This is a genomic window from Salmonella sp. NW38 (assembly GCF_051807745.1).
Taxonomy (GTDB): Bacteria; Pseudomonadota; Gammaproteobacteria; order Enterobacterales; family Enterobacteriaceae; genus Salmonella; species Salmonella enterica.
Window position 1 is genome coordinate 60,728 of sequence record NZ_JAMMTO010000008.1, and the last position, 22,868, is coordinate 83,595.

A 22,868-nucleotide genomic window follows, 5' to 3' on the forward strand; every position below is an offset into this window, starting at 1 on the left:
TTACCTTTCGAAGCCGACCACCATCCGGCAAAGAAGCTTACAAGGCTTTTGGCTTATAGCTACGTAGCGCATTGCGCCCCAGCACAATCCCGGCACCGATCATCCCGCCCAGCAACACAGCCAGCACGAGGGTAATGGCTTTTTTCGGGCTATCGCGACAGACCGGCAGCGTCGGCTTCATCACATAACGATAGACGTGCACCGTATCGGCAGTCACTTTCAGATTTTTAATGTCCAGCAGTGTCTGCTTCGTCTGGTAATAGGCCGGAGAAAAGACCAGTGGACGCGTCGCTTCGTTCTGTATCATCGATTTTAGCGCATCGCTCCCCAACAGGAACATCGTGTCCTGGGTAACATCCTGGGTTTGCTGAATCTGCGGCTGCGTGATTTTGGCCTCATCCGCATAGCGCAACGCTTCTTCGATTTGCTTAATACGCAGATCTTTTTGTTCCTGCGCCACAACTTCCTGCGTCTCAAGGGACTCCTGCAACGTTTTGGTTTGCAGCGTGATGTTATCTTTCAGGTCAACTTCCAGTTCCTTAGCGACCTCTTCATCCACCTGTTGGATATATTCCGCCAGCCGACGCTGTGCCCCTTCAGCGGTAGTACTCACATAAGAAACCGAGAGTGGCAGCGCCTGCCCCTTTACCGACTGTTCAATGGTGAGCTTTTCCCGCTCTTTCTGATTATCCAGCGCTTCCGATAATGCGGAAAACGCAGAGCTAAAGCGGCTTATAAAATTCGCCTGCACTTCAGAGAGTTTGGGGGCATTCCCGCCATACAAGACGTTGAGCGCGTTGGTATAGGTGGCAACCTGCGCGGCATCAGGTTGGGTAATAATCGCCGTGGATGTCCATTTTTCTTTGGCTATCATCAGGTAGCCTACGGCCAGCAAAATGGCGATAATAACGGCTACAATAATGGTCATCTTCCCACGCCATAACTGTAGCAATAACTCAATCAAATCAATCTGTTCCGGATCGTTCCCACGCCCGGAAGACGTATTACTATCCACTGTCATAGATACCCTAACTAAAAAAAGGATGAAGCTGGAGACAGTGTAGCCATAAAGCAAATATATGCCATAGGATTAATGATAAAAATCAGACATTATTTCCAGTTGGTCAATAAATCATCGGGACTCATCAGCCCCGATTGCCTTATTAATCACTACCGAAAAGATCGCGGGTATACACTTTTTCAGCGACATCCAAAAGCTCTGCCGCCATCCTGTTGGAAATAATGACATCCGCCTGCTGTTTAAAGCAGTGCAAATCACGTTCAAGACGTGAGTTAAAGAAAGTATCTTCTTCCATTACCGGCTCATAGATGATGACCTCTACGCCTTTCGCTTTAATGCGCTTCATAATCCCCTGAATCGATGAGGCGCGGAAGTTATCGGAGCCACTCTTCATAATCAGGCGATAAATGCCCACCACTTTAGGCTTTCTGGCGAGGATAGCGTCGGCAATAAAATCTTTACGCGTACGGTTTGCTTCAACGATAGCGGAGATAATATTATTAGGCACCGACTGATAATTAGCCAGCAACTGTTTGGTATCTTTTGGCAAACAATATCCGCCATAACCAAAAGAGGGATTATTATAATGATTGCCAATACGCGGGTCGAGGCATACCCCTTCAATAATTTGTCGGGTATTTAACCCTAACGTTTCAGCATAGCTGTCTAATTCATTAAAATAAGCGACTCGCATAGCGAGATAAGTATTGGCGAAAAGTTTAATGGCTTCCGCTTCAGTGGAATCCGTAAACAGCGTCGGAATCTCCTGTTTAATAGCGCCTTCCTGGAGTAATGCGGCAAATTCTCTGGCGCGCTCAGACTGTTCCCCAATCACGATACGGGAGGGATAAAGGTTATCGTAAAGGGCCTTACCTTCACGTAAAAACTCCGGAGAGAAAATGATATTTTCTGTCGCAAACTTCTGGCGCATTGCTGCCGTGAAGCCAACCGGCACCGTAGACTTAATAATCATCACGGCTGCGGGGTTGAAGCTGATCACATCCTGAATGACCGATTCCACACTGGACGTATCAAAATAGTTGGTTTTTGGATCGTAATCTGTAGGCGTAGCAATGATGACGTAATCTGCATTCTGGTACGCATCAAACTTATCCAGCGTTGCCCTGAATCTGATGTTATCTTCCTTTAAAAATTGCTGAATTTCTTTATCAACAATCGGAGATATCCGATCATTTAATAGTTCAACACGGGAAGGAACAATGTCTAATGCCACCACATCATGATGTTGTGCAATAAGCAAACCATTAGACAAGCCAACATAACCCGTCCCGGATATCGTGATTTTCATTATTCGCTCTCAGAATTAACTTAATTATGAATCATGATGTATTTCGCATCCTGATAAGATATTAAAGTTTTAACGCCTGAGTATATAAAGTGCAACGCAGACGAAAACAATTCAGATTATCTTCATTACGATAAACACAGATTATTAAGTTAATATTAAGCAAAAGCGATAAATCAATAAGAATAGAGATAAAAAAAAGCCCGGTATTAAACCGGGCTTAAACAAGCTTGCAGAAATTATTCCAACCATTCGGTATGGAAAACACCTTCTTTATCAGTACGTTTATAGGTGTGCGCACCAAAGTAGTCACGCTGCGCCTGAATTAAGTTAGCTGGCAGTACTGCGGCGCGATAGCTGTCATAGTAGGCCACTGCCGCAGAGAATGTCGGCACCGGAATGCCGTTCTGCACCGCGTAAGCCACAACATCACGCAGCGCCTGCTGGTACTCATCAGCAATTTTCTTGAAGTAAGGCGCTAACAGCAAATTGGCAATACCGGCGTTTTCTGCGTAAGCATCGGTGATTTTCTGCAGGAACTGAGCGCGAATGATACAGCCCGCACGGAAAATCTTAGCAATCTCGCCGTAGTTAAGATCCCAGTGATATTCATCAGACGCGGCGCGTAGCTGCGAGAACCCCTGCGCATAGGAGACGATCTTGCCAAGATACAGCGCACGACGCACTTTCTCGATAAATTCCGCTTTGTCGCCTGCCGGCTGCGCTTTCGGTCCGGAGAGCACTTTAGATGCGGCAACACGTTGCGCTTTCAGCGAAGAGATGTAACGCGCAAAGACAGATTCGGTAATCAGCGACAGCGGTTCGCCCAGATCCAGCGCGCTCTGGCTGGTCCATTTACCGGTCCCTTTGTTGGCGGCTTCATCAAGAATGACATCCACCAGGTAGTTTCCGTCTTCATCTTTTTTAGTGAAGATGTCTTTAGTGATGTCGATCAGATAACTGCTCAGCTCGCCGTTATTCCACTCGGTAAAAGTGTTCGCCAACTCTTCATTGCTGAGGTTCAGGCCGCCTTTCAGCAGGGAGTAAGCTTCAGCGATAAGCTGCATATCGCCATATTCGATACCATTATGGACCATCTTAACGTAGTGACCAGCACCATCGGCGCCGATATAGGTCACGCACGGTTCGCCATCTTCTGCCACGGCAGCAATCTTCGTCAGGATCGGCGCCACCAGTTCATAGGCATCTTTCTGACCGCCAGGCATGATAGATGGCCCTTTCAGCGCGCCCTCTTCACCACCGGAAACGCCGGTACCGATAAAGTTAAAACCTTCCGCAGACAGCTCGCGATTGCGACGGATTGTGTCCTGGAAGAAGGTGTTACCGCCATCAATAATGATATCGCCTTTTTCCAGATACGGTTTCAGCGAATCGATAGCTGCATCAGTACCTGCGCCCGCTTTCACCATTAACAGGATACGACGAGGCGTTTCGAGGGATTCAACAAACTCTTTCACCGTGTAATAAGGCACCAGCTTTTTGCCGGGATTCTCGGCAATCACTTCTTCGGTCTTTTCACGGGAGCGGTTGAAAACGGAGACGGTATAACCACGGCTTTCGATGTTGAGCGCGAGGTTGCGCCCCATCACTGCCATACCGACGACGCCGATCTGTTGCTTGGACATTACATACTCCTGTCAGGTGTGGAAGTTACATATATTTCACCATTATGTGCTACAAATTTTACAGCGTAAAGCATATTAAATACTTGTCCATTAATAGCACATTGTGGTTCGGCGGATATTTTCCCGCTTGGTTAACTTAAAATACCACGCGTAAAATTCTTTTAACAAAAGACCTAAAGTTAGCATCTGCATAAAAAACCGCAAAAACTATAATCATACTTACCAGCGATACAATAGTAAGCTTACTTATAAAGTCAAACCAGTTGGAAACTTTAAAGAAAATTATTTGTTCTCTTGTAAAATAAAAAACAGCAAAAATAACAAATGAGAATATTAAAGGTTTCAGTACAAATGACAAGTACTTTTTTAATGCATTAAATCTACCAAACATTTTACCATATAGATATAATGGCTTTGCAATTAATGTAATTAATACATTAGATATAATCGTGCCAATAATAATACCGGGAAGACCAATATAAAAAGCCAGGAGCGCGGAAAAAAATAAATTAACCACTCCCTCAAGCAAAGGATAATATACATCCCCAAAAAAACCAGTTGCGTTTTTAAAAATATCACAAGGAATTCTAATGACACTTATAAATACATTAACAAGCATTAATATAACAATACCATTACCTAGTATGAATTTTTCGCCTATCCAGCTGGTAATAAAGTCATTAACCAAAAAATACATATTCAAAGAAATGAAGGTAGCCAATGCTATAAATACTGTGTTAAATTGCTTTGCAATACTGGTAACTTCATCATCATTTTGATTGATTAAAAAATTACCCACACTAGCTGTAATAGCATTAACAAAACTGGACATAAGCACAGTCACAACCTGGAAGACCATCATATAACTTCCATAAATCGTGACGTAGCTTAAATTAAGAAATTTTGAAACTAGCAAATAATCAGTATTTAAAACTAACACACCACCAATCTTATGAAAAAACATGTTTTTTATTTTTATTTTTAATTCATTTTTTAATGTTGTTTTTTCATCATCGCTAATAGATTGTGGAACTACCTTAAAATGGATGTCGTTATTAATAATATTTTTAAATATAAAATACTGTACTATCACGCCAATAGTTTCAACGAGCAAATAGAGTAAGAAATTATGTGTGGTGACTAATAGCAATATTTGCAGCGCAATAATTAATATTTTCCCGCCACCCTGTATTTTACGGACTACTGAATATTGCTGATTTGCAGTTAATAGAGTTGAATGCTTTGCATAAGAATAAGTTAAAGATGTATTTATTACAAAAAATGCCCAATAAATAAAAACGTGACTTACTGCATTAACAGAATCGATGAAAAAGTAAATACCAAAGCCAATTACTATACCTATCAATAAAACTAAAAACGAGATATATCTATAGATTGTAGACAGCAATAAAGTTAAGTATTTTATTTTTGCATAATCCCCCTCACTCAGCGGCTTGTATAAAAGGCTTGCCGCAGCTACCCCTATGCCAAGCTCGGCGAGATTTAAATAAGCAGTCAGTTGTGTAAATAACAACATCACACCTGTTAAATCAGCGCCCATCTTAGAGACAAATATAGTTCGAAGATAAAATCCTAGCGCAATAAGAAAAAAAGTAATAAATAAATCAACTTTAAAGTTGTTAATCGCTTTTATAGTTCGCATTTTTACTTTCCGGATGTAAACTTAAAGTAAATAAATATTCGTGGGAAGTTACAGGATTACATCAATTATTATTAGCCCCATAATAATTAATATTACCAGGAAGGTAAAATAAATAATCATATCAATGATTATTTATACTGTCCGAAAAGAACATAGCGAAAGCCTTATATCTATTAGAAATGGAAACCAACAACAATCAAACACACTTAATATTTATTGGCTTTATACTACGAATTGGTTAGAGAATATCCGAAAAGTTAGCCCTCCATAAAGAAGGGCTGCTTTTTATGAATTGAGTAGCTGAAGAATTTCTTTCGTTCGCGCTTCCATCAGCGGAATATCGCCGCGTGATTCCACATTCAGGCGCACCACCGGTTCGGTGTTCGACGAGCGCAGGTTGAAACGCCAGTCGGCGAACGACATGCTGAGTCCGTCCGTGCGGTCCACCGCCTGCGCCTCTTCCGCGAAGTGCGCTTCCACCCGCGCGATGGCCGCTGCCGGCTCCGCCAGCCTGCTGTTGATTTCCCCGCTCGCCGGGAACGCCGCCATCCGGTCGCGGACCAGTTCACCCAGCGACTGTCCCTTCAGGCACACCAGCTCCGCCACCAGCAGCCACGGGATCATTCCGCTGTCACAGTAGGCAAAATCACGAAAATAGTGATGCGCGCTCATTTCCCCGCCATAAATGGCATCCTCCGTACGCATCCGCTCCTTGATAAAGGCGTGCCCGGTTTTTGACATCACCGGCGTCCCGCCCGCCGCCGTCACCACTGCCTCCGTGTTCCAGGTCAGGCGCGGGTCGTGGATAATCTTCGCCCCCGGGTGTTTTTCCAGAAACGCTTCCGCCAGCAGCCCGACGATGTAGTACCCCTCGATAAACTGCCCTTTCTCATCGAACAGGAAGCAGCGGTCGAAGTCGCCGTCAAAGGCGATGCCCATGTCCGCCCCGTGTTCAATAACGGCCTTGCGGGTGTCGTCGCGACACTCCGGCAGCAACGGGTTGGGAATGCCGTTCGGGAAGGTGCCGTCCGGGGTGTTGTGGATTTTGATGAACTCCACCGGCGCGCCCAGCGCCTTCAGACGCGCTTCGATGGCGTCAATGACCGGCCCCGCCGCCCCATTGCCGGAATTCACCACCAACTTCAGCGGGGTGAGATTGTTAACACTGATATAGCCGAGCAGGTGGTCGATGTAGGCGTCGCGCAGGCTGATTTGTCTGTAGCTGCCGCGCGCGGCCTCGTTCACCGGCGGGAAATTGCCCGCTTCTGCCAGACGCTGAACGTCGCGCAGACCGGTGTCGCCGCTTATCGGGCGGGCGCCCTCGCGCACCAGCTTCATACCGTTGTAGTCCATCGGGTTATGGCTGGCGGTCACCTCAATACCGCCGTCCACGCCGAGGTGGAAGGTGGCGAAGTAAATCTCTTCGGTGCCGGACATACCGATATCCAGCACGTCGACGCCCGCGTCCTGTAACCCTTTTGCCAGCGCCAGCTTCAGCGCCTCGCTGGTCAGGCGCACGTCGCCGCCCAGCACGATGGTTTTCGGTTTTAAATATTCGCCGTAGGCGCGGCCAATCCGCCACGCGATATCTTCATTGAGCTCTTCGCCCAGCCTGCCGCGAATGTCGTAGGCCTTAAAACAAGTTAAATTATTCATTATTACGTTATTCCTTAATTACGACCATACTTATCTGAAAAACGAACAATATCATCCTCCCCTAAATATGCGCCGGATCTTACTTCAATAAGTTCAAGTGCAATTTTCCCTGGGTTTTCAAGGCAGTGCTTAACACCGACAGGAATATATACGGATTCATTTTCAGTTAAAATTTTCACTTCACCTTTTATGGTTATTTTTGCGGTACCTGCAACGATAATCCAGTGTTCCGCGCGATGATAATGTTGCTGCTCTGAAATTCCTTCTCCGGGTTTTACAGTGATTCTCTTTACCTGATAACGCTCACCGAAATCGATTGAATCGTATTTACCCCATGGTCTATAAACTTCCCGATGAGTTATATGCTCATGACGATTTTCTAATTTAATTTTCTCAACAATTTTCTTAACATCTTGAACACAGTTTGTGTTTGCAACTAAAACGGCATCTTTCGTTTGCACGACTATAAGATCTTTGACACCAACAGCGGTTACCAAACCCGTTTCTGCATGGAGATAGCAATTATCTGCATTGTGGCTTAATACATCGCCTTTAGTCACATTACCATTACTATCTTTATCACTTATCTCCCAAAGAGAAGACCACGAACCGACATCACTCCAACCCGCATTTAAAGGTACGACAACCGCGTCATTCGTCTTTTCCATCACTGCATAATCAATTGATTCATCCGGGCAAGCGCAAAATGAATCTTCATCCACTCGAATGAAATCGAGATCCGTAACAGCAGATTCCATCGCTAATGAGCAAGCTTTATAAATATCAGGGCGAAATTTTTTTAACTCTTCAATATATCGATCTGCCCTAAATAAAAACATACCGCTGTTCCAGTAATACTCACCAGAATCAAGATAACTCTGAGCCGTTTCTAGATTGGGTTTTTCGACAAATTCAGCCACCCTAAACGCCAAAGAACAATCATTTTCTGCAGAGAAAAGAGCTTGCCCACGCCGTATATAACCATAACCTGTCTCTGGCATGGTAGGTACAATACCAAACGTAACTAATTTTCCTGCTTCGGCATATTTTCTAGCGTCTTGTATAGTCTTACAAAACGTTTCTTCGTCCTTAATTATATGGTCAGCAGCCAATACTAACAGTAAAGCGTTTTTCTTAAGGCATTTTAAAGCTGCCAAGGCTACTGCAGGGGCCGTGTTACGTCCAACAGGTTCTAAAATTATATCGCCAGATGATTTAGATAATTCTTTAAGCTGTTCTGCAACAATAAACCTGTGCTGCTCATTACAAATAACAATAGGATCTGAAGCATTCAAATTATTAATTCGCGTAATTGTGGTCTGAAGCATACTTTGAGAGCCATCTAAACATAAAAACTGTTTAGGATATAACGTTCGAGAAAGTGGCCATAACCGACTTCCATTTCCCCCAGCCATAATTATTGGTGTAATCATTTTCCTGTTAACCTCTCAATATTTTTCACCAAAACTGATAAACGCGTTGACCAATTAAATTTCTCCGCAACAAAATTTCGCGCATTCTTAGCAATCATTTGATATACAGAATTTTCACTCAAAGTTTCTAACGACTTCAAGTACTCATCACTATTATCAGCAATTAATATCTCTTCACCAATATTTGCTTCTATACCCTCATAACCCATTCGGGATGTGATAGTTGGAAGTCCAAGAGCCATATATTCTAATATTTTATTTTGTACACCTGCACCAAACCGAACTGGGCAAATTCCGATATGTCCTATTTTAGCCGCATCAGCCATATTTGTAACGCTGCCACTCACCACAACATTTTCAAAACCTTGTAAATATAGTTTATCACTTTTGTTTATTTTACCTAAAATGTGGAAAATATATTGCTTACCGTTATTATTTTTATTTATTGATGGTAGAATATTTTTTACGAACCATTTCACTCCGTCAAAATTTTGGAATGAACACAAGTTCCCAATAAAAATAAGATTAATTATATTGGTATTTTCAATGACTCTCTTTGTAAAAGGATAATCCTCAAGATCAACTCCATTATTACAAACCAAAATGTTATCATTCCTATTCCCAAAAAGGAATTTTTTGTCAACCTCTGATATTAACGATATGAGTGAATAGCGGCCATAAACTTCTTTTTCATATTTTAATAATCGCTCTTGTTCGATAGAGTAAATGATGCTTTTTAAAGAATTTTTCGGAGCTTCTTTTTTTATACGCGAATAATTTAAGGAAATTGCATCAGTCATTTCAAGAATATGCAAGCCAGGCTTATTTAAAGTGTAATCACCAACACGAATGAGATGAGAAAGAGTCAAATCATAATTCCCAATTATCTCATTAAGTTTATTTTCAAATTCAGTATTTTTATAATAAGCTATCTGAAGTGGTTTTCTACCAGGTAATGCTTTTAATACATTAAAATAACTTTTTATTTTAGGATGATAGATCCGGAAAATTTTATCAAAGACGTGATCATTTTTTACTATAAAATTTAAGTCTTCGATACTATCGCATAGACTTAGCAAATCTAATGTGTAGTATTTAGACAATTCCTTACAAATGCGATATATCCTTAACCTATCCCCTCCTACCACTGGATACGGAAATCGTGGGGTGAGGATGAGTATTTTACTTTTTTCCATATAAAAACTCGAGTTGGGATTTAAAAATTTCATGTTCTATCAATTGCCCATGGATATCTTTATACTTGCTAGCTAACACAGCTTTATATTGGATGTGAAAGTCATTTTGATTAGTATAAAGATATACATTTTCATCTTTTTGTTCCATAAAGGCTGATATTTGTGTACATAAAATCTTTTTATGGGACAACTTAGCCTCTGCTACAGCTCTTCCATAACCCTCATATTTCGAATGTGCCCAAATAAAGGTAGAGTTACAATAAAGACTTACAACATCATCAAGATCCAAGAAAGGAATAACTTCAATTTCACTTTGGACTCTATGGTCATCAATTATTTTTTTTACCCTCTCTATGGCATTTCCACAGCCTAATATTTTAAGCGGCAATCGTTCATCCTTGCTAATAGATGAATATAATTTCAAAGCACCATCGAGATCTTTATTATCACCCACCCCTGTTACCAATAATATATATCCAAGATCAAGAATCGTATTTTTTTTCGCAATTTCCTCGAAACGAAAAAATGTGTTTGGGAAATAATAGCCTTTACAATTTTTAAAGAGTTCAATGCTATCTATAACACGCTTAGTTGTTTTTGATATATATATATAATCGGCTTTTAATTGTGATGCTTTGAGCATACAATATGACACATATTTCGCGGATAAAGAATGGTTCTTTTTTCTTAAGCTTATTAGATCATGAATAATAACCACTGATTTACCCAAGTACGCGTCTATAATTGATGTACTATTATATGGATAGATATTAAATTTTGACTTTAATATAAGTCCAATAAGCGGAGTAAGTATTTGTTCATAGAATATGAATAAAAAATTATGTATAAAAGCAGGTAAAGGGTATAGGACTTTTGGACAAGTTAATTCACAGACTTGCATAGAGTCCTTTTTCATTTGAAGAACTAACTCTTCAGTATAAATCGGTATTCCTCTTTTTAAAACACCACTAAAATAATTATTTATTACTATCATTGTTTATTAGTCCTATATACAGTTGAGCGATCGACTGCCAATTTCTTTTTTCAGAGTACTCATAGGCACTATCATTAATTTTGGCAAAGCTATCTGTATTATTTATATAATATAAAACCTTACTCAAAAGATCATTTTTATCGTTCCCTAATACGGCAATATTTTCAAATTCAGACGAAAACTGCCCCCTTAGGGAAAATACTAATACTCGATTAATCATCGCAGCAAGGGCAGTACCTCTCCGTTCTGAGATGCCATCGGGATATGGTAATATAGCCATGTCAGTTTCAGCTAGCAGATTTGATATTTCGGCTGCTGATTTATTTAAAAGTAACTCGCACTTTTGTTCTGTACACTGTTCTATAATTAAATTGGCATAACTATTGTCAGCACTAGGAACATAACCAATCAAGGCAGAGCGGAATTTAATATTTTTCTTATTAAGTTCTTTAATAATCCAGATAAATTCTTCTATTCCCTTTCCTTTGGAAATTATACCAAAATGAACAAGATCAAATTTTTTTTCTTTCTTTTGGCAAGAAGGTATGTTAGATGCGATAGGAATTAGTCTTGTTTTTGCAGAATTAAATAATGTTTTTTCACCTATATTCTTCTCATACTGAGTTGTAAAGATTATATAATCAGCAAGCTTAAAAATTTTTAGGAAATATTGAGCTCTCTTTGATAAACTACTAAATTCGTGTAGCGTTATCGATGTTTTTAAGCCAACTAACTTAGCTAAGATAAATGCAACATGAGGTTTAAAAGCCGCAATTTTGTTTGTCGAAAATCCAATCGATGGATATTGAATATTAATAAGTTTGATAATTTTTCTATTAGAAACTATTTTATAGATTAATTCGAATAAGGATAGTTTGACAACGTTAACTGTATAATTCTTTTTAATTTCTTGGTTTAGATTATAAACATAATCACCTACTCCACATTTATCATCTGGATACGAACCCGTATATATTAATAACATTAGTAAATACCTTGACGCTGAATTTCTGAAAATACCGATATGTAAGGATAGAAAAGTTCAGGATAAGACCCTAGTATAGAGTAAACTTGATAGCCAAAATAAAAAATCACTATAAAAATCAGAGCAGGAATCCGTGTAAAAATTCCTACACGCACTAATACTGCAGGAATCAACAATATTTCGACTATAGTAAAATATATACTAATTACTGAGAACATGGCTGAGATCGGAGATAAAAATAAATATATGATAGTTCCAAATAAATATGTTTTTACCAAAAATAAATTTGCCTTATTATTTTTTATATCAAAAGATAATGTGTAAATAAAAATAGCAGAAATTACCACCCTTTTTAAAATTCCAGATATACTTATGGAACCATATTCTTGTGCATTTTGAGTATAAACAGTGAGTTTATAGCGAACAATTTCGACAGGAATTAGACTAATAACGGAAGAAATTATATCTGATAAATAATGTGACAAAGGCAATGATAGAATGGCACCAAGCACAAGTAATATTTTATATAAGTTTAAAGATAACTTATTGATTAAAAAAACAGATAAGGTAACTAAAGACGAGATATGAAATGTCGACGCACATAGAATAAGAATAAGCGATTGCACCTTTTTATTACTTTTATATTGGATTAAAGCGAAAAAAGATAACCCAATTGCAATAATTCTTCTTTCGGCCCCAAAAAAAGACCCCAGATAATAATAACTATAAAAAACACAAACAGACAGAATAGTTAATGATATATTTTTTTGTGTTTTCAGGCATCCCCAGAATATTAACGCGATAGGAATAATTGATGTAGTGAATAGAAACAATGTATAATTATCTGTCAAATATCTTATTAATTTGACGTATAATACATACCCGATTTCAAAGTCATGTCGATTCCCTGGACTCATGAAATCATCGTAATAGGGGAGCCAATCAGTACCAGTCTGCCAACGTAAAGAACAAAACGAGACAAGAAATAAAAAACTTAGCATCAAGGCGTAAATTTTTATATTTTTATTCTTAACAAATGAAAAGAACGGAAAAATTACAATAAAAATGTAATATATCATGCTAAGTCTCTCAAATAAAAAATTATTCTTATTGTTTTCTAAAAATAATCTTTATAAATACGATATTATAATTATTCAGGACACGCTACCGCCCCTGGCTCATCAGCTACCAGTGCACTGCGTACATATCGACTTGTTACAAACCTCGCCCAGCAGGGCAAAGCTCACTAAAACTTAAACGCTAATTGTCTTATTAATTGCATCCGGAAACAAGGATTAATCTTATAAAATCAGCATTAAAATGCTCCAGATAACCCCTTGTTACTTAAACCCTTTATACAAAACTAAAACGGCAGTCAACACTCGTTTCAGCCAACTTGCCGCTTCGAATGTTCACTGCCGTTATTATGTTTATCACCAACCATTTATCACGGTTGTTAATACTTATTCATGCAAAAGCTGCTCTATGCTCTTACGGAACTTCGCTCCTTCTTTCAGGTTGCGCAGCCCGTACTTCACAAATGCCTGCATGTAGCCCATTTTTTTACCGCAGTCATAGCTGTCACCCGTCATTAGCATCGCGTCAACCGACTGTTTTTTCGCCAGTTCAGCAATGGCATCGGTGAGCTGGATACGGCCCCAGGCGCCCGGTTCGGTTCTTTCCAGTTCCGCCCAGATGTCGGCTGAAAGCACATAACGGCCTACCGCCATCAAATCGGAATCCAGCGTCTGCGGCTGATCCGGTTTTTCGATAAACTCCACAATCCGGCTGACTTTGCCTTCATTATCCAGAGGTTCTTTCGTCTGGATAACGGAATACTCCGATAAATCACCTTTCATGCGCTTCGCCAGCACCTGGCTGCGACCCGTTTCATTGAAACGCGCCACCATCGCCGCAAGGTTATAGCGCAGCGGATCGGCGGTAGCATCATCAATAATAATATCCGGGAGTACCACAATGAAAGGGTTATCGCCCACAACCGGACGCGCGCACAGAATAGAGTGCCCCAGCCCTAACGGCTGCGCCTGGCGAACGTTCATAATCGTTACGCCCGGTGGGCAGATAGATTGCACTTCCGCCAAAAGCTGGCGCTTAACGCGCTGCTCAAGAAGTGATTCAAGTTCATAAGAGGTGTCGAAGTGGTTCTCAACGGCGTTTTTAGACGCGTGAGTCACCAGTACGATTTCTTTGATCCCTGCAGCCACAATCTCATCGACAATGTACTGAATCATTGGCTTGTCGACGATCGGTAGCATCTCTTTTGGGATTGCCTTGGTGGCAGGCAACATATGCATACCCAAACCCGCTACCGGTATAACTGCTTTCAAATTCATCATTGTTTCTTCCACCTGTAAAATGGTTGCTGAATTATAGCTCTTTAGCTTGTTTTCGCCAGCATGAATTACTCTGCTGCCAGGGATAATGATGGCACGCTCTACATTACGTCTTAGTCGGCACCATAACATTAAGTATGAACAACTTTTTCCCAGGAATTTTCGTAAAAATAGCGGTACTTACCCTCCCCGCTTCGGCAGCGGAAAATTCACTGCTTCGACATTCACGGTTTGGTGATTAATCCTGTCGATATCCACGGAACTCTGCCCGTCTTCATTGATGGCATGAACATTAGCGAGAGAAAGCAGCGTGTCCTGGCGGGCCATAAATTGACCACGGACATCTTTACGCAAATCGAAGCGCATTTTTAACGCCGGGCCAATGACTGAAGTTTGCATCACGTCGATATTACGCAGAAAAAGATGCTGTGGTTGATTATGCAGTTCCAGCGTAGCACGCGTCATCCGTACGTTGGTGATGGCGACAAAAGAGGGGGCGTTACCGGAGGAAATTTGAATGCCGCGTAATTTATAAGCAACCTGGCGATTATCCAACCGAATAGCGTTTAATTTAAAGTTTTGCGGAATTGACAGGTATTTGCCTTTAACGACGCCATAGCCGATGAGCATCCCGGCACTATTTGTCATATCAATATTATCAATGACGAAATTATCACAGCCATAAATTGCGATCGTTGCGTTATCAATACCCGCCTTTTTACTGAAATCTGGCGTGATGTTTTTGGCTTTGACATTGCGAATGACGAAATGTTTGCCATTTTCTACGTGCACCAGCTGTCGGCAATCAGATCCGGTAATATTGGCCACCACAAAGTTTTTTACTGCCTGGTCTTCAGGATAACTATTGTCATAGGTGCTACCCGCCAGCCCGATGCCGATCCCCCAGTTGATTTTGCCATTGGTACAATCAATGCGTTCGATGACATGATCGGAAATCAGGATGTCGCGGTCGTGAATCGCGACATTCCACTCAATGGCGTCCCCCTGCAAATCGCTAAAGCGGCTATGCGTAATCCTCGCGCCGTCCATTTGGTTATGAAATCCCTGGCGGAGAATGGCGTAGTTGGCGTGGGTAACGGTGATGTCATCGATAATGAGATTACGCATCACCTGCGGTTCCTTACCACCGATGAAAATTTGCGCGACGGGGCCAAAGCCACTCATCGCCACGCCTTTAATCACACAGTCCGACCCGCGAACATCCAGCGTCACATTGTGCAGACTGCCGCCCTGCTCCCCCACCACCTGACACCCGTCCTGCAAAATAAACCGTCCCCGGCCATTCCCACTCACCGCGCCCTGTACCCGCAGCGTTTTTCCCGCCGGAATCGTTATCGCCGCATTGATATTTTCACACACCCATCCTGGCGGTACGACCACGGTCTGTCCGTCGGCGAAGGCCTGTTTGAACGAGGCGATACCGTCATCCGCCGGATAATCCTTAATATCGACGGTCTCGCGAGGTTCACGCGCCTGTACCGGCAAGGCGCGCAGAAAAGGAAGAACAGCAAGCGCAGAACCTGCCGTCAGGAGGGTACGTCGGGAGAATTTAGTCGCGGGCATACCACCTCGTTTATATCGTTTGTAGCAGGCTGGCTAACTGGCGATTAATCGCCTGCTGATTAAAATCTTGCGCCACTTTTTCACGGGCGCGCGTGATCACCGACTCCAGCGTGTCGTGGTCAATCCGGCTGAACTCAGCGAGTCGGGCCGCCAGCGCCTGCGCATCGTTTTCCGGCACCAGCCAGCCGGATTTGCCGGCCTCCACCAGTTCCGGAATACCGCTATGCACGGTAGACACCACGGGAATCCCTACCGCCATCGCCTCCATCAGCGCTACCGGAATACCTTCCATATCGCCATCAGTACCGGTAATCGACGGCAGCAAAAAAACATCGGCGTCATCCAGCATCGCCTTCACTTCATGGCTCGGTTTAAACCCCGGCATCTCAATGACATCCTCTAGCTGATACTGCTCGATGAGCGTGCACAGCCGACGTTCCCACGGGCCAATCCCCAGAATGCGGTAGCGAAACGCCACGCCCTGCGCTTTCAGTTGCCGACAGGCTTCAATCGCCACATGCAGTCCTTTTTTCTCGGTCAGGCGCGCGACGGAAATCATCTCCAGCGGCATCCCTGGCGCTTTCACCGGACGATGGGAAAAACGCGTCATGTCGACGCCCATGCGCGAAACGGCAATCTTTTCCGGCGGGCAGCCCATACTTTTCAGGCGACCGGCCCACAGATCGCTGATGGGCAGCATCAGATCGCCACGACGAAACAACTGCTGATACTCCGGCGTGTAATGACTGAGCACTTCGCGGCTGGAGATATCAATCCCGTGGAAAATAGTCGCGATTTTGCCGCGAAGCACGCCCAGTTCGCGTAATTTGGCCGCCGTCACGCCCGCCGGACCAAAGTGCGCGATGAACACATCCGCCACAAAAGGCTGGCTCACCTGCGCGCAAATCGCGGAAAGGATCAAATTGCGTGATTCATCGCCATAGCGGGTAAAATTGAGCGCTTTCCAGGTCGCCGCCCGATGCAGCCCCGGCAGCGTTTTACATGCCCGGTAGCGCAGTTTCGCCAGCCGTCCCTGGGGCTCATCCTGTAACCAGCGGGTTTTCGCCGCCAGGCCATACTTCTCCCAGGCGGCGTGAGTATGTTGGGTATCGCCTTTTTGTAACGCGACAATCTCCACCTCATGGCCCATATCAATAAACGCAGTAATCTGATTCAGCACAAAGGTTTCCGATGAGAGTGGAAATTTCAGCAGAAAAAAGCTGACTTTCATTGTTCCTCCCGAATTTTGTCGAGAACGGATTTGATCATCGTGAACCCTTTCGCCCGCTCCTCGGTGACGGCGTTAGCCACTTTTGCCTTTAGCGCAGGCAATTGATTGAGCGTATCGGCCACCACGCTTTGTAATGAACCGTTCAGCAAGTGACGGATATCGATAGCCAATTCCGCCAGGCCTAGCTGCTGCATAATCCCGGCGGATTTATGTTCATAATTAATGGCGATAGCGGGCGTGCCAAAATTCATGGAGATAATGGCGGAATGCAGGCGCGTCCCGATGGTCAGTACGCAGGATGCGAGGATCTTTCCGATTTCCACATCATTGAGTTCGTCCATCGCGATATGGAAATGCTCTGAGTCGTTTACATACTTCGCCATCCGTAACGCAACCATCCGGTCATCGCGGTTATAGCGATCGATACTGGTGCAGGTCGACAGCGCCAGTACCTGATAACCGTCCGCAATCAGGCGATTCACGACCTGGGCAAATGCCTGCTCATAGGCCTGCTGAGTGGTGCCCAGGCGTTTATCAAACGGCTCCAGATCGCGCAACGTAATCGCGACGGTTTTGCGGCGCGCGGTGACGTCCAGCCAGTGCTGCACAGCATAACTGGCGACAAACTCGTCGTGACGGCGTTCGACTAACCAGGCAGTATCCACCCCCTGCTCCACTTTCCGGGTATCGATCTGCGCGGCGGTCATCAGATCGCGGCTGACGGTTTCACGCAGGATCAGCGCACTGGTGCGTCCAAAAACATAATTGGCGAGCTGGTTAAAGTCAGGGTTCTGGAAAGGGCCGACGCTATGTCCCACCATATAAATTGGTTTGTTCGCCATAAACGCGCACAGCGGATATTCAAAGTGAGTCAAACCGTATAAGTCGACATAGTTTGAACCGCCCACCTGAATGACGGCGTCATACTGCGCAATAAATTGCGCGAATTCGGCAAATTCCGGCGCGATAGCAAAATTACGCAGCGATCCTTCCTGGGCGACTTTAGACAATAAAATTTTATGCTGAAAACGACGGCGTAATACTTTTTTCACCCGACCGTTAAGTCCTGCCGCCGCCTGCTGTTTCTGACTTAACTGATACAGCGGGTCGGCAATAATCGGGCGCCCCTGCAACCAGGCGGAACTCACCGGGAAACGGCTCATCACATCCATCTCCGCCTCTGGCGCCTGTTGACGGATGGCATCAAGCAAACCGCGCATAATGGCGCTATCACCACGGTTGCCGCATGTGTGGTTGCCTAAAATTAATAATTTCATAAATAGCCTCTTATATCCCCGTCATCCGACACGTAATAACTTTTTCATTTTTGCACTGCCAACAAGCTGATTTTTAATTTCCATCACCAGCGCATTGCGTGAAAAAATAATCATTAAAATAAAACTCAAAATACCGACCATAACCTGTAGCGCGAATACCCCTGACAACGGTAAATAGCCGTCGACCAGCTTTCCTGCGCCGTAGCTGGTAATAAATGTTGGCAATGAGAGATAAAACGGTAGCCACAGGCTGAGAATATACTGACGATAGCTGGAGCCGAGTACCGGCTTAATCATCACGAAATAGCTCAGAATGGTGTTGATGATTTGCACCACCAGGAACCCCAGCGTCACGCCAATCGCCCCCGCCAGATGGCCGCCAATGAGAATTGCCGGGATAAACAGAAACGTTTTAAAGACGTTGAATTTAAAGCTGATATCCACGCGCGCTTTCGCCATCAGCAGCGAACCAATCGGGTTGCCGACCGAGCGCAACAGCCCCACCACGCACAGCAATTGCAGGATCGAGATAATGCTGTTCCACTTCTCACCAAACACTAACGGCACAAAATTGTTCGCCACTACCATCAGGCCCAACAGCGCGGGAAAATTGATAATTCCCACCACGGAAAGCAACTTATAGAAGTTGACGCGCAGCTTCTCGGTATCGTCCTGGATTTTGGCGAATGCCGGAAATAGCACGCGAGTAATGATGGGGTTAAGCTTCGCCGGCGGCACAACAGCCACGTTGTACGCGAGGTTATATCCGCCGGCGACGCTTGCGCCGAGAATTCTCGCCAGTACCAGCGTCGATAAATTCGTGTTGATGTAATTGACGATACTGTCCGCCGTCAGCCACGCGCCAAAACGCAGGTTCGTGGACACCGATGCCAGCGAAAAATGCAGCCCCGGACGGTAAATCTTGCGGCCAAAGTAACCAAACAGCAGCGTTCGCACCGCGCTGTTCACCAGATAGCCGAGAATCGCGGTTAACGCCAGCGGCCAGTAATGGGCGCTAATCACCGTAAAGGTGAACCCCGCCAGCACGGAGGTCGTTTCGATCATGCCGATCTTATTGAACTCCAGCTCTTTTTGCATCAGCGCGCGGAACTGCTGCCCGTGAGGGATCACGATAAACGCCAGCGACAACGTTTTGATTAACGGCGCGAGATCCGGGTTATGCAAAACATGGGCAATCGCATCGCTCAGCCAAAAGACCACCGCAAATACCACAATCCCAAGCCCAACGTTTAGCCAGTAGAGCGTGGTCAGCTCCAGATGCCCAATCGTTTTACGCTGGATAATCGAGTTCGCGATGCCAAAGTCCGAGATCGTGTCGGCCAGCGCGATAATCACCAGCGAGACGGTCAACAGGCCAAACTGGTGGTTGTCGATGATCCGCGCCAGCACCGTCATCTGAATTAACCCCAGACCGATAATCACTATCGTGGCGATAGCCGACCATTTAGCGCCGCTGATCGTTTTTTGTCGTAAACTCATTCTTTTCTCCAGAACCTGTTCACAAGGCGTCATTGGCGCAGCCAGATTGAACAGGGGCAGCGCGGAAAAACCGGAGCGTACACGCTGCCCTGGTTCAATATGGCAAGTAAAATAGCCTTGTGGGTCAGGTTCTTAATACGCCGCTTTATTAACAAACCCTTTAAAAATCGTCAGAAAAACGATTTTTATATCGAACCAAATACTCCATTCGCGGATGTATTCCAGGTCGAATTCCACGCGTTTTTCCATTTTCTCCAGCGTATCGGTCTCACCGCGCCAGCCATTAATTTGCGCCCAGCCGGTGATGCCCGGCTTCATCTTGTGGCGTAGCATGTAACCTTCAATCAACTGACGATACTGTTCGTTGTGCGCCACCGCGTGAGGACGAGGACCGACGATGGACATCCCGCCAGTTAATACGTTGATAAACTGCGGCAATTCATCCAGCGAGGTACGACGCAAAAAGTTACCTACCCGGGTGACGCGCGGATCGTTTTGCGTCGCCTGGGTAACGACCTTATCGTTCTCCATCACCTTCATTGAGCGGAACTTCCAGACCTTGATCGGCTTGCCGTCCATCCCGTAGCGTGTCTGACGGAAAATCACCGGCCCGGGCGAGCTCAATTTGACCGCCAGCGCAATGCAGCACAGTACCGGTGAGATGAGCAGCAGAATCAGCGACGCCAGCACGATATCTTCTGCCCGTTTAAGCAGACGGTTAATCCCTGATAGCGGCGTGTCATACAGCGGAACGACCGGAACGCCGCTCATCTCCTCCACGCGCGAGTGGAGAATATTAAAGGTGAACACATCGGGAATAAGGATCACCGAGCAGGTGGTGTCGGCCAGCTCGCGCACCAGTTTTTTCACCATGGCGCCGTCGCTCATTGACATGGCGATATAAACATTGTGAATTCGCGAGGCTTTCGCATCGTCAATTAACTGCTCGAAGTTCCCGGCCCAGTCAGCAGAGACGCCGCCCGGTTTGGGATCGTGATAGACGCCCACCACCTCAAAACCCAGCCACGGCTCATTACGGAAGCTATCCAGCAACGTCTGGCCCGCAGGCAAATCTCCGGCGACGGCGACCCGGCGAGTGTTATAACCACGATTGCGTAGCCAGCCCGCGCCGAAACGAATAAATGAACGGCATAACACTAAGCCCAGGCTGGACAGCGCATACCAGGCCAGCCAGGTGGCGAGGCGGTTGTCAAAGTCATCATTAAACGCCACCAGACCGGCGCTGAAGATCAGGCTCAGCGTCCAGTTTTGCAGTAACAGCGTTAACTCTGTCGACATTTTGACGCCGCGCCAGGAGCGATAAAAATCGGTTATCCCGCCCAGCATTTGAAAAACAACCAGCGTAATCAGCGCCACCAACAGGTGCATGTACAGGAATGGCAGTCCACTGACTTCACAGATGAACCACAGCCCGCCAAACATGATGGTGATATCTGAAAAGCGTTGCACCATAGAGATTAACGATGCATTGGTTTTGGCTCGTTCGCGCTTTTTTAGATTTGTCATCGTTGTTCCTGTGATTGGCCCCTTACCCGCAGGCGGTAAGGGGAGATCTGACGTTACTGATTCAGCAGCGCCAGCAGAGTGCGTGTTCGCGCTTCCATCAGCGGAATATCGCCGCGTGATTCCACATTCAGGCGCACCACCGGTTCGGTGTTTGACGAGCGCAGGTTGAAACGCCAGTTGGCGAACGACATGCTGAGACCGTCCGTGCGGTCCACTGCCTGCGCCTCTTCCGCAAAGTGCGCTTCCACCCGCGCGATGGCCGCCGCCGGCTCCGCCAGCCTGCTGTTGATTTCCCCGCTCGCCGGGAACGCCGCCATCCGGTCGCGGACCAGTTCACCCAGCGACTGTCCCTTCAGGCACACCAGCTCCGCCACCAGCAGCCACGGGATCATTCCGCTGTCACAGTAGGCAAAATCACGAAAATAGTGATGCGCGCTCATTTCCCCGCCATAAATGGCATCCTCCGTACGCATCCGCTCCTTGATAAAGGCGTGCCCGGTTTTTGACATCACCGGCGTCCCGCCCGCCGCCGTCACCACTGCCTCCGTGTTCCAGGTCAGGCGCGGGTCGTGGATAATCTTCGCCCCCGGGTGTTTTTCCAGAAACGCTTCCGCCAGCAGCCCGACGATGTAGTACCCCTCGATAAACTGCCCTTTCTCATCGAACAGGAAGCAGCGGTCGAAGTCGCCGTCAAAGGCGATGCCCATGTCCGCCCCGTGTTCAATAACGGCCTTGCGGGTGTCGTCGCGACACTCCGGCAGCAACGGGTTGGGAATGCCGTTCGGGAAGGTGCCGTCCGGGGTGTTGTGGATTTTGATGAACTCCACCGGCGCGCCCAGCGCCTTCAGACGCGCTTCGATGGCGTCAATGACCGGCCCCGCCGCCCCATTGCCGGAATTCACCACCAACTTCAGCGGGGTGAGATTGTTAACACTGATATAGCCGAGCAGGTGGTCGATGTAGGCGTCGCGCAGGCTGATTTGTCTGTAGCTGCCGCGCGCGGCCTCGTTCACCGGCGGGAAATTGCCCGCTTCTGCCAGACGCTGAACGTCGCGCAGACCGGTGTCGCCGCTTATCGGGCGGGCGCCCTCGCGCACCAGCTTCATACCGTTGTAGTCCATCGGGTTATGGCTGGCGGTCACCTCAATACCGCCGTCCACGCCGAGGTGGAAGGTGGCGAAGTAAATCTCTTCGGTGCCGGACATACCGATATCCAGCACGTCGACGCCCGCGTCCTGTAACCCTTTTGCCAGCGCCAGCTTCAGCGCCTCGCTGGTCAGGCGCACGTCGCCGCCCAGCACGATGGTTTTCGGTTTTAAATATTCGCCGTAAGCGCGGCCAATCCGCCACGCGATATCTTCATTGAGCTCTTCGCCCAGCCTGCCGCGAATGTCGTAGGCCTTGAAACAGGTTAATTTTGTCATGTGCTTACCCTTCTTCAGGCAACAGTTAGCCCTGACCATAAATGGCCAACATCGTTATTGTTGTTCATTGC

The 22,868-nt window shown here is 45.6% G+C and carries 17 protein-coding genes; all 17 read right to left on the reverse strand.

The annotated features are described in order from the left end of the window. Positions 1-37: 37 nt before the first annotated feature. Complete coding sequence (gene wzzB / locus NA624_RS14945) at positions 38-1,021, reverse strand: LPS O-antigen chain length determinant protein WzzB (RefSeq protein WP_080197204.1); 984 nt, start codon at positions 1,019-1,021, stop codon at positions 38-40. 142 nt (positions 1,022-1,163) lie between these two features. Continuing rightward, positions 1,164-2,330 (reverse strand): UDP-glucose 6-dehydrogenase, encoded by a 1,167-nt coding sequence (gene ugd, locus NA624_RS14950; RefSeq protein ID WP_000704821.1) that lies wholly within the window; start codon positions 2,328-2,330, stop codon positions 1,164-1,166. Between the two features lie 236 nt (positions 2,331-2,566). Further along, on the reverse strand, positions 2,567-3,973 hold the full coding sequence (gndA, locus tag NA624_RS14955; protein ID WP_000043533.1) for an NADP-dependent phosphogluconate dehydrogenase: 1,407 nt from the start codon (positions 3,971-3,973) through the stop codon (positions 2,567-2,569). Positions 3,974-4,109: 136 nt separating this feature from the next. After that, positions 4,110-5,636, reverse strand: a complete 1,527-nt coding sequence (locus NA624_RS14960; RefSeq protein ID WP_001259152.1) for a hypothetical protein — start codon at positions 5,634-5,636, stop codon at positions 4,110-4,112. A 285-nt stretch (positions 5,637-5,921) separates the two neighbouring features. Further along, positions 5,922-7,292, reverse strand: coding sequence for a colanic acid biosynthesis phosphomannomutase CpsG (gene cpsG, locus NA624_RS14965; RefSeq protein ID WP_038405876.1), 1,371 nt, complete (start codon positions 7,290-7,292; stop codon positions 5,922-5,924). Between the two features lie 14 nt (positions 7,293-7,306). Beyond that, positions 7,307-8,725 carry a mannose-1-phosphate guanylyltransferase/mannose-6-phosphate isomerase gene (locus NA624_RS14970; RefSeq protein WP_000632420.1) on the reverse strand — a complete coding sequence of 473 codons (1,419 nt, stop codon included), beginning with the start codon at positions 8,723-8,725 and terminating at the stop codon, positions 7,307-7,309. Next, positions 8,722-9,921: a glycosyltransferase gene (locus tag NA624_RS14975; protein WP_000415709.1), complete on the reverse strand. Its 1,200-nt coding sequence runs from the start codon at positions 9,919-9,921 to the stop codon at positions 8,722-8,724. The genes NA624_RS14970 and NA624_RS14975 overlap by 4 nt, the downstream gene beginning before the upstream one ends. Continuing rightward, positions 9,908-10,915 carry a glycosyltransferase gene (locus NA624_RS14980; protein ID WP_001536394.1) on the reverse strand — a complete coding sequence of 336 codons (1,008 nt, stop codon included), beginning with the start codon at positions 10,913-10,915 and terminating at the stop codon, positions 9,908-9,910. The genes NA624_RS14975 and NA624_RS14980 overlap by 14 nt, the downstream gene beginning before the upstream one ends. After that, positions 10,899-11,900, reverse strand: a complete 1,002-nt coding sequence (locus NA624_RS14985; protein WP_000924686.1) for a glycosyltransferase family 1 protein — start codon at positions 11,898-11,900, stop codon at positions 10,899-10,901. The genes NA624_RS14980 and NA624_RS14985 overlap by 17 nt, the downstream gene beginning before the upstream one ends. Further along, positions 11,900-12,979, reverse strand: coding sequence for an EpsG family protein (locus tag NA624_RS14990; protein WP_000642134.1), 1,080 nt, complete (start codon positions 12,977-12,979; stop codon positions 11,900-11,902). Before NA624_RS14990 ends, NA624_RS14985 begins: the two co-directional genes overlap by 1 nt. Before the next feature lie 384 nt (positions 12,980-13,363). Beyond that, the gene (gene galF, locus NA624_RS14995) at positions 13,364-14,257 is read right to left on the reverse strand and encodes a GalU regulator GalF (protein ID WP_000981469.1); all 894 of its coding nucleotides are present in this window, start codon (positions 14,255-14,257) and stop codon (positions 13,364-13,366) included. A 177-nt stretch (positions 14,258-14,434) separates the two neighbouring features. Continuing rightward, on the reverse strand, positions 14,435-15,838 hold the full coding sequence (wcaM, locus tag NA624_RS15000; RefSeq protein ID WP_001111844.1) for a colanic acid biosynthesis protein WcaM: 1,404 nt from the start codon (positions 15,836-15,838) through the stop codon (positions 14,435-14,437). Positions 15,839-15,848: 10 nt separating this feature from the next. After that, positions 15,849-17,069 (reverse strand): colanic acid biosynthesis glycosyltransferase WcaL, encoded by a 1,221-nt coding sequence (gene wcaL / locus NA624_RS15005; RefSeq protein WP_439040276.1) that lies wholly within the window; start codon positions 17,067-17,069, stop codon positions 15,849-15,851. After that, complete coding sequence (wcaK, locus tag NA624_RS15010; RefSeq protein ID WP_000770900.1) at positions 17,066-18,346, reverse strand: colanic acid biosynthesis pyruvyl transferase WcaK; 1,281 nt, start codon at positions 18,344-18,346, stop codon at positions 17,066-17,068. Before wcaK ends, wcaL begins: the two co-directional genes overlap by 4 nt. A gap of 21 nt (positions 18,347-18,367) precedes the next feature. Further along, the gene (wzxC, locus tag NA624_RS15015; RefSeq protein ID WP_000058690.1) at positions 18,368-19,846 is read right to left on the reverse strand and encodes a colanic acid undecaprenyl disphosphate flippase WzxC; all 1,479 of its coding nucleotides are present in this window, start codon (positions 19,844-19,846) and stop codon (positions 18,368-18,370) included. Positions 19,847-19,978: 132 nt separating this feature from the next. Continuing rightward, a complete protein-coding gene (wcaJ, locus tag NA624_RS15020; RefSeq protein ID WP_000183156.1) occupies positions 19,979-21,373 on the reverse strand; it encodes an undecaprenyl-phosphate glucose phosphotransferase in 1,395 nt (464 codons plus the stop codon). A 53-nt stretch (positions 21,374-21,426) separates the two neighbouring features. Further along, the gene (cpsG, locus tag NA624_RS15025; protein ID WP_023245289.1) at positions 21,427-22,797 is read right to left on the reverse strand and encodes a colanic acid biosynthesis phosphomannomutase CpsG; all 1,371 of its coding nucleotides are present in this window, start codon (positions 22,795-22,797) and stop codon (positions 21,427-21,429) included. Between the last annotated feature and the right edge of the window lie 71 nt (positions 22,798-22,868).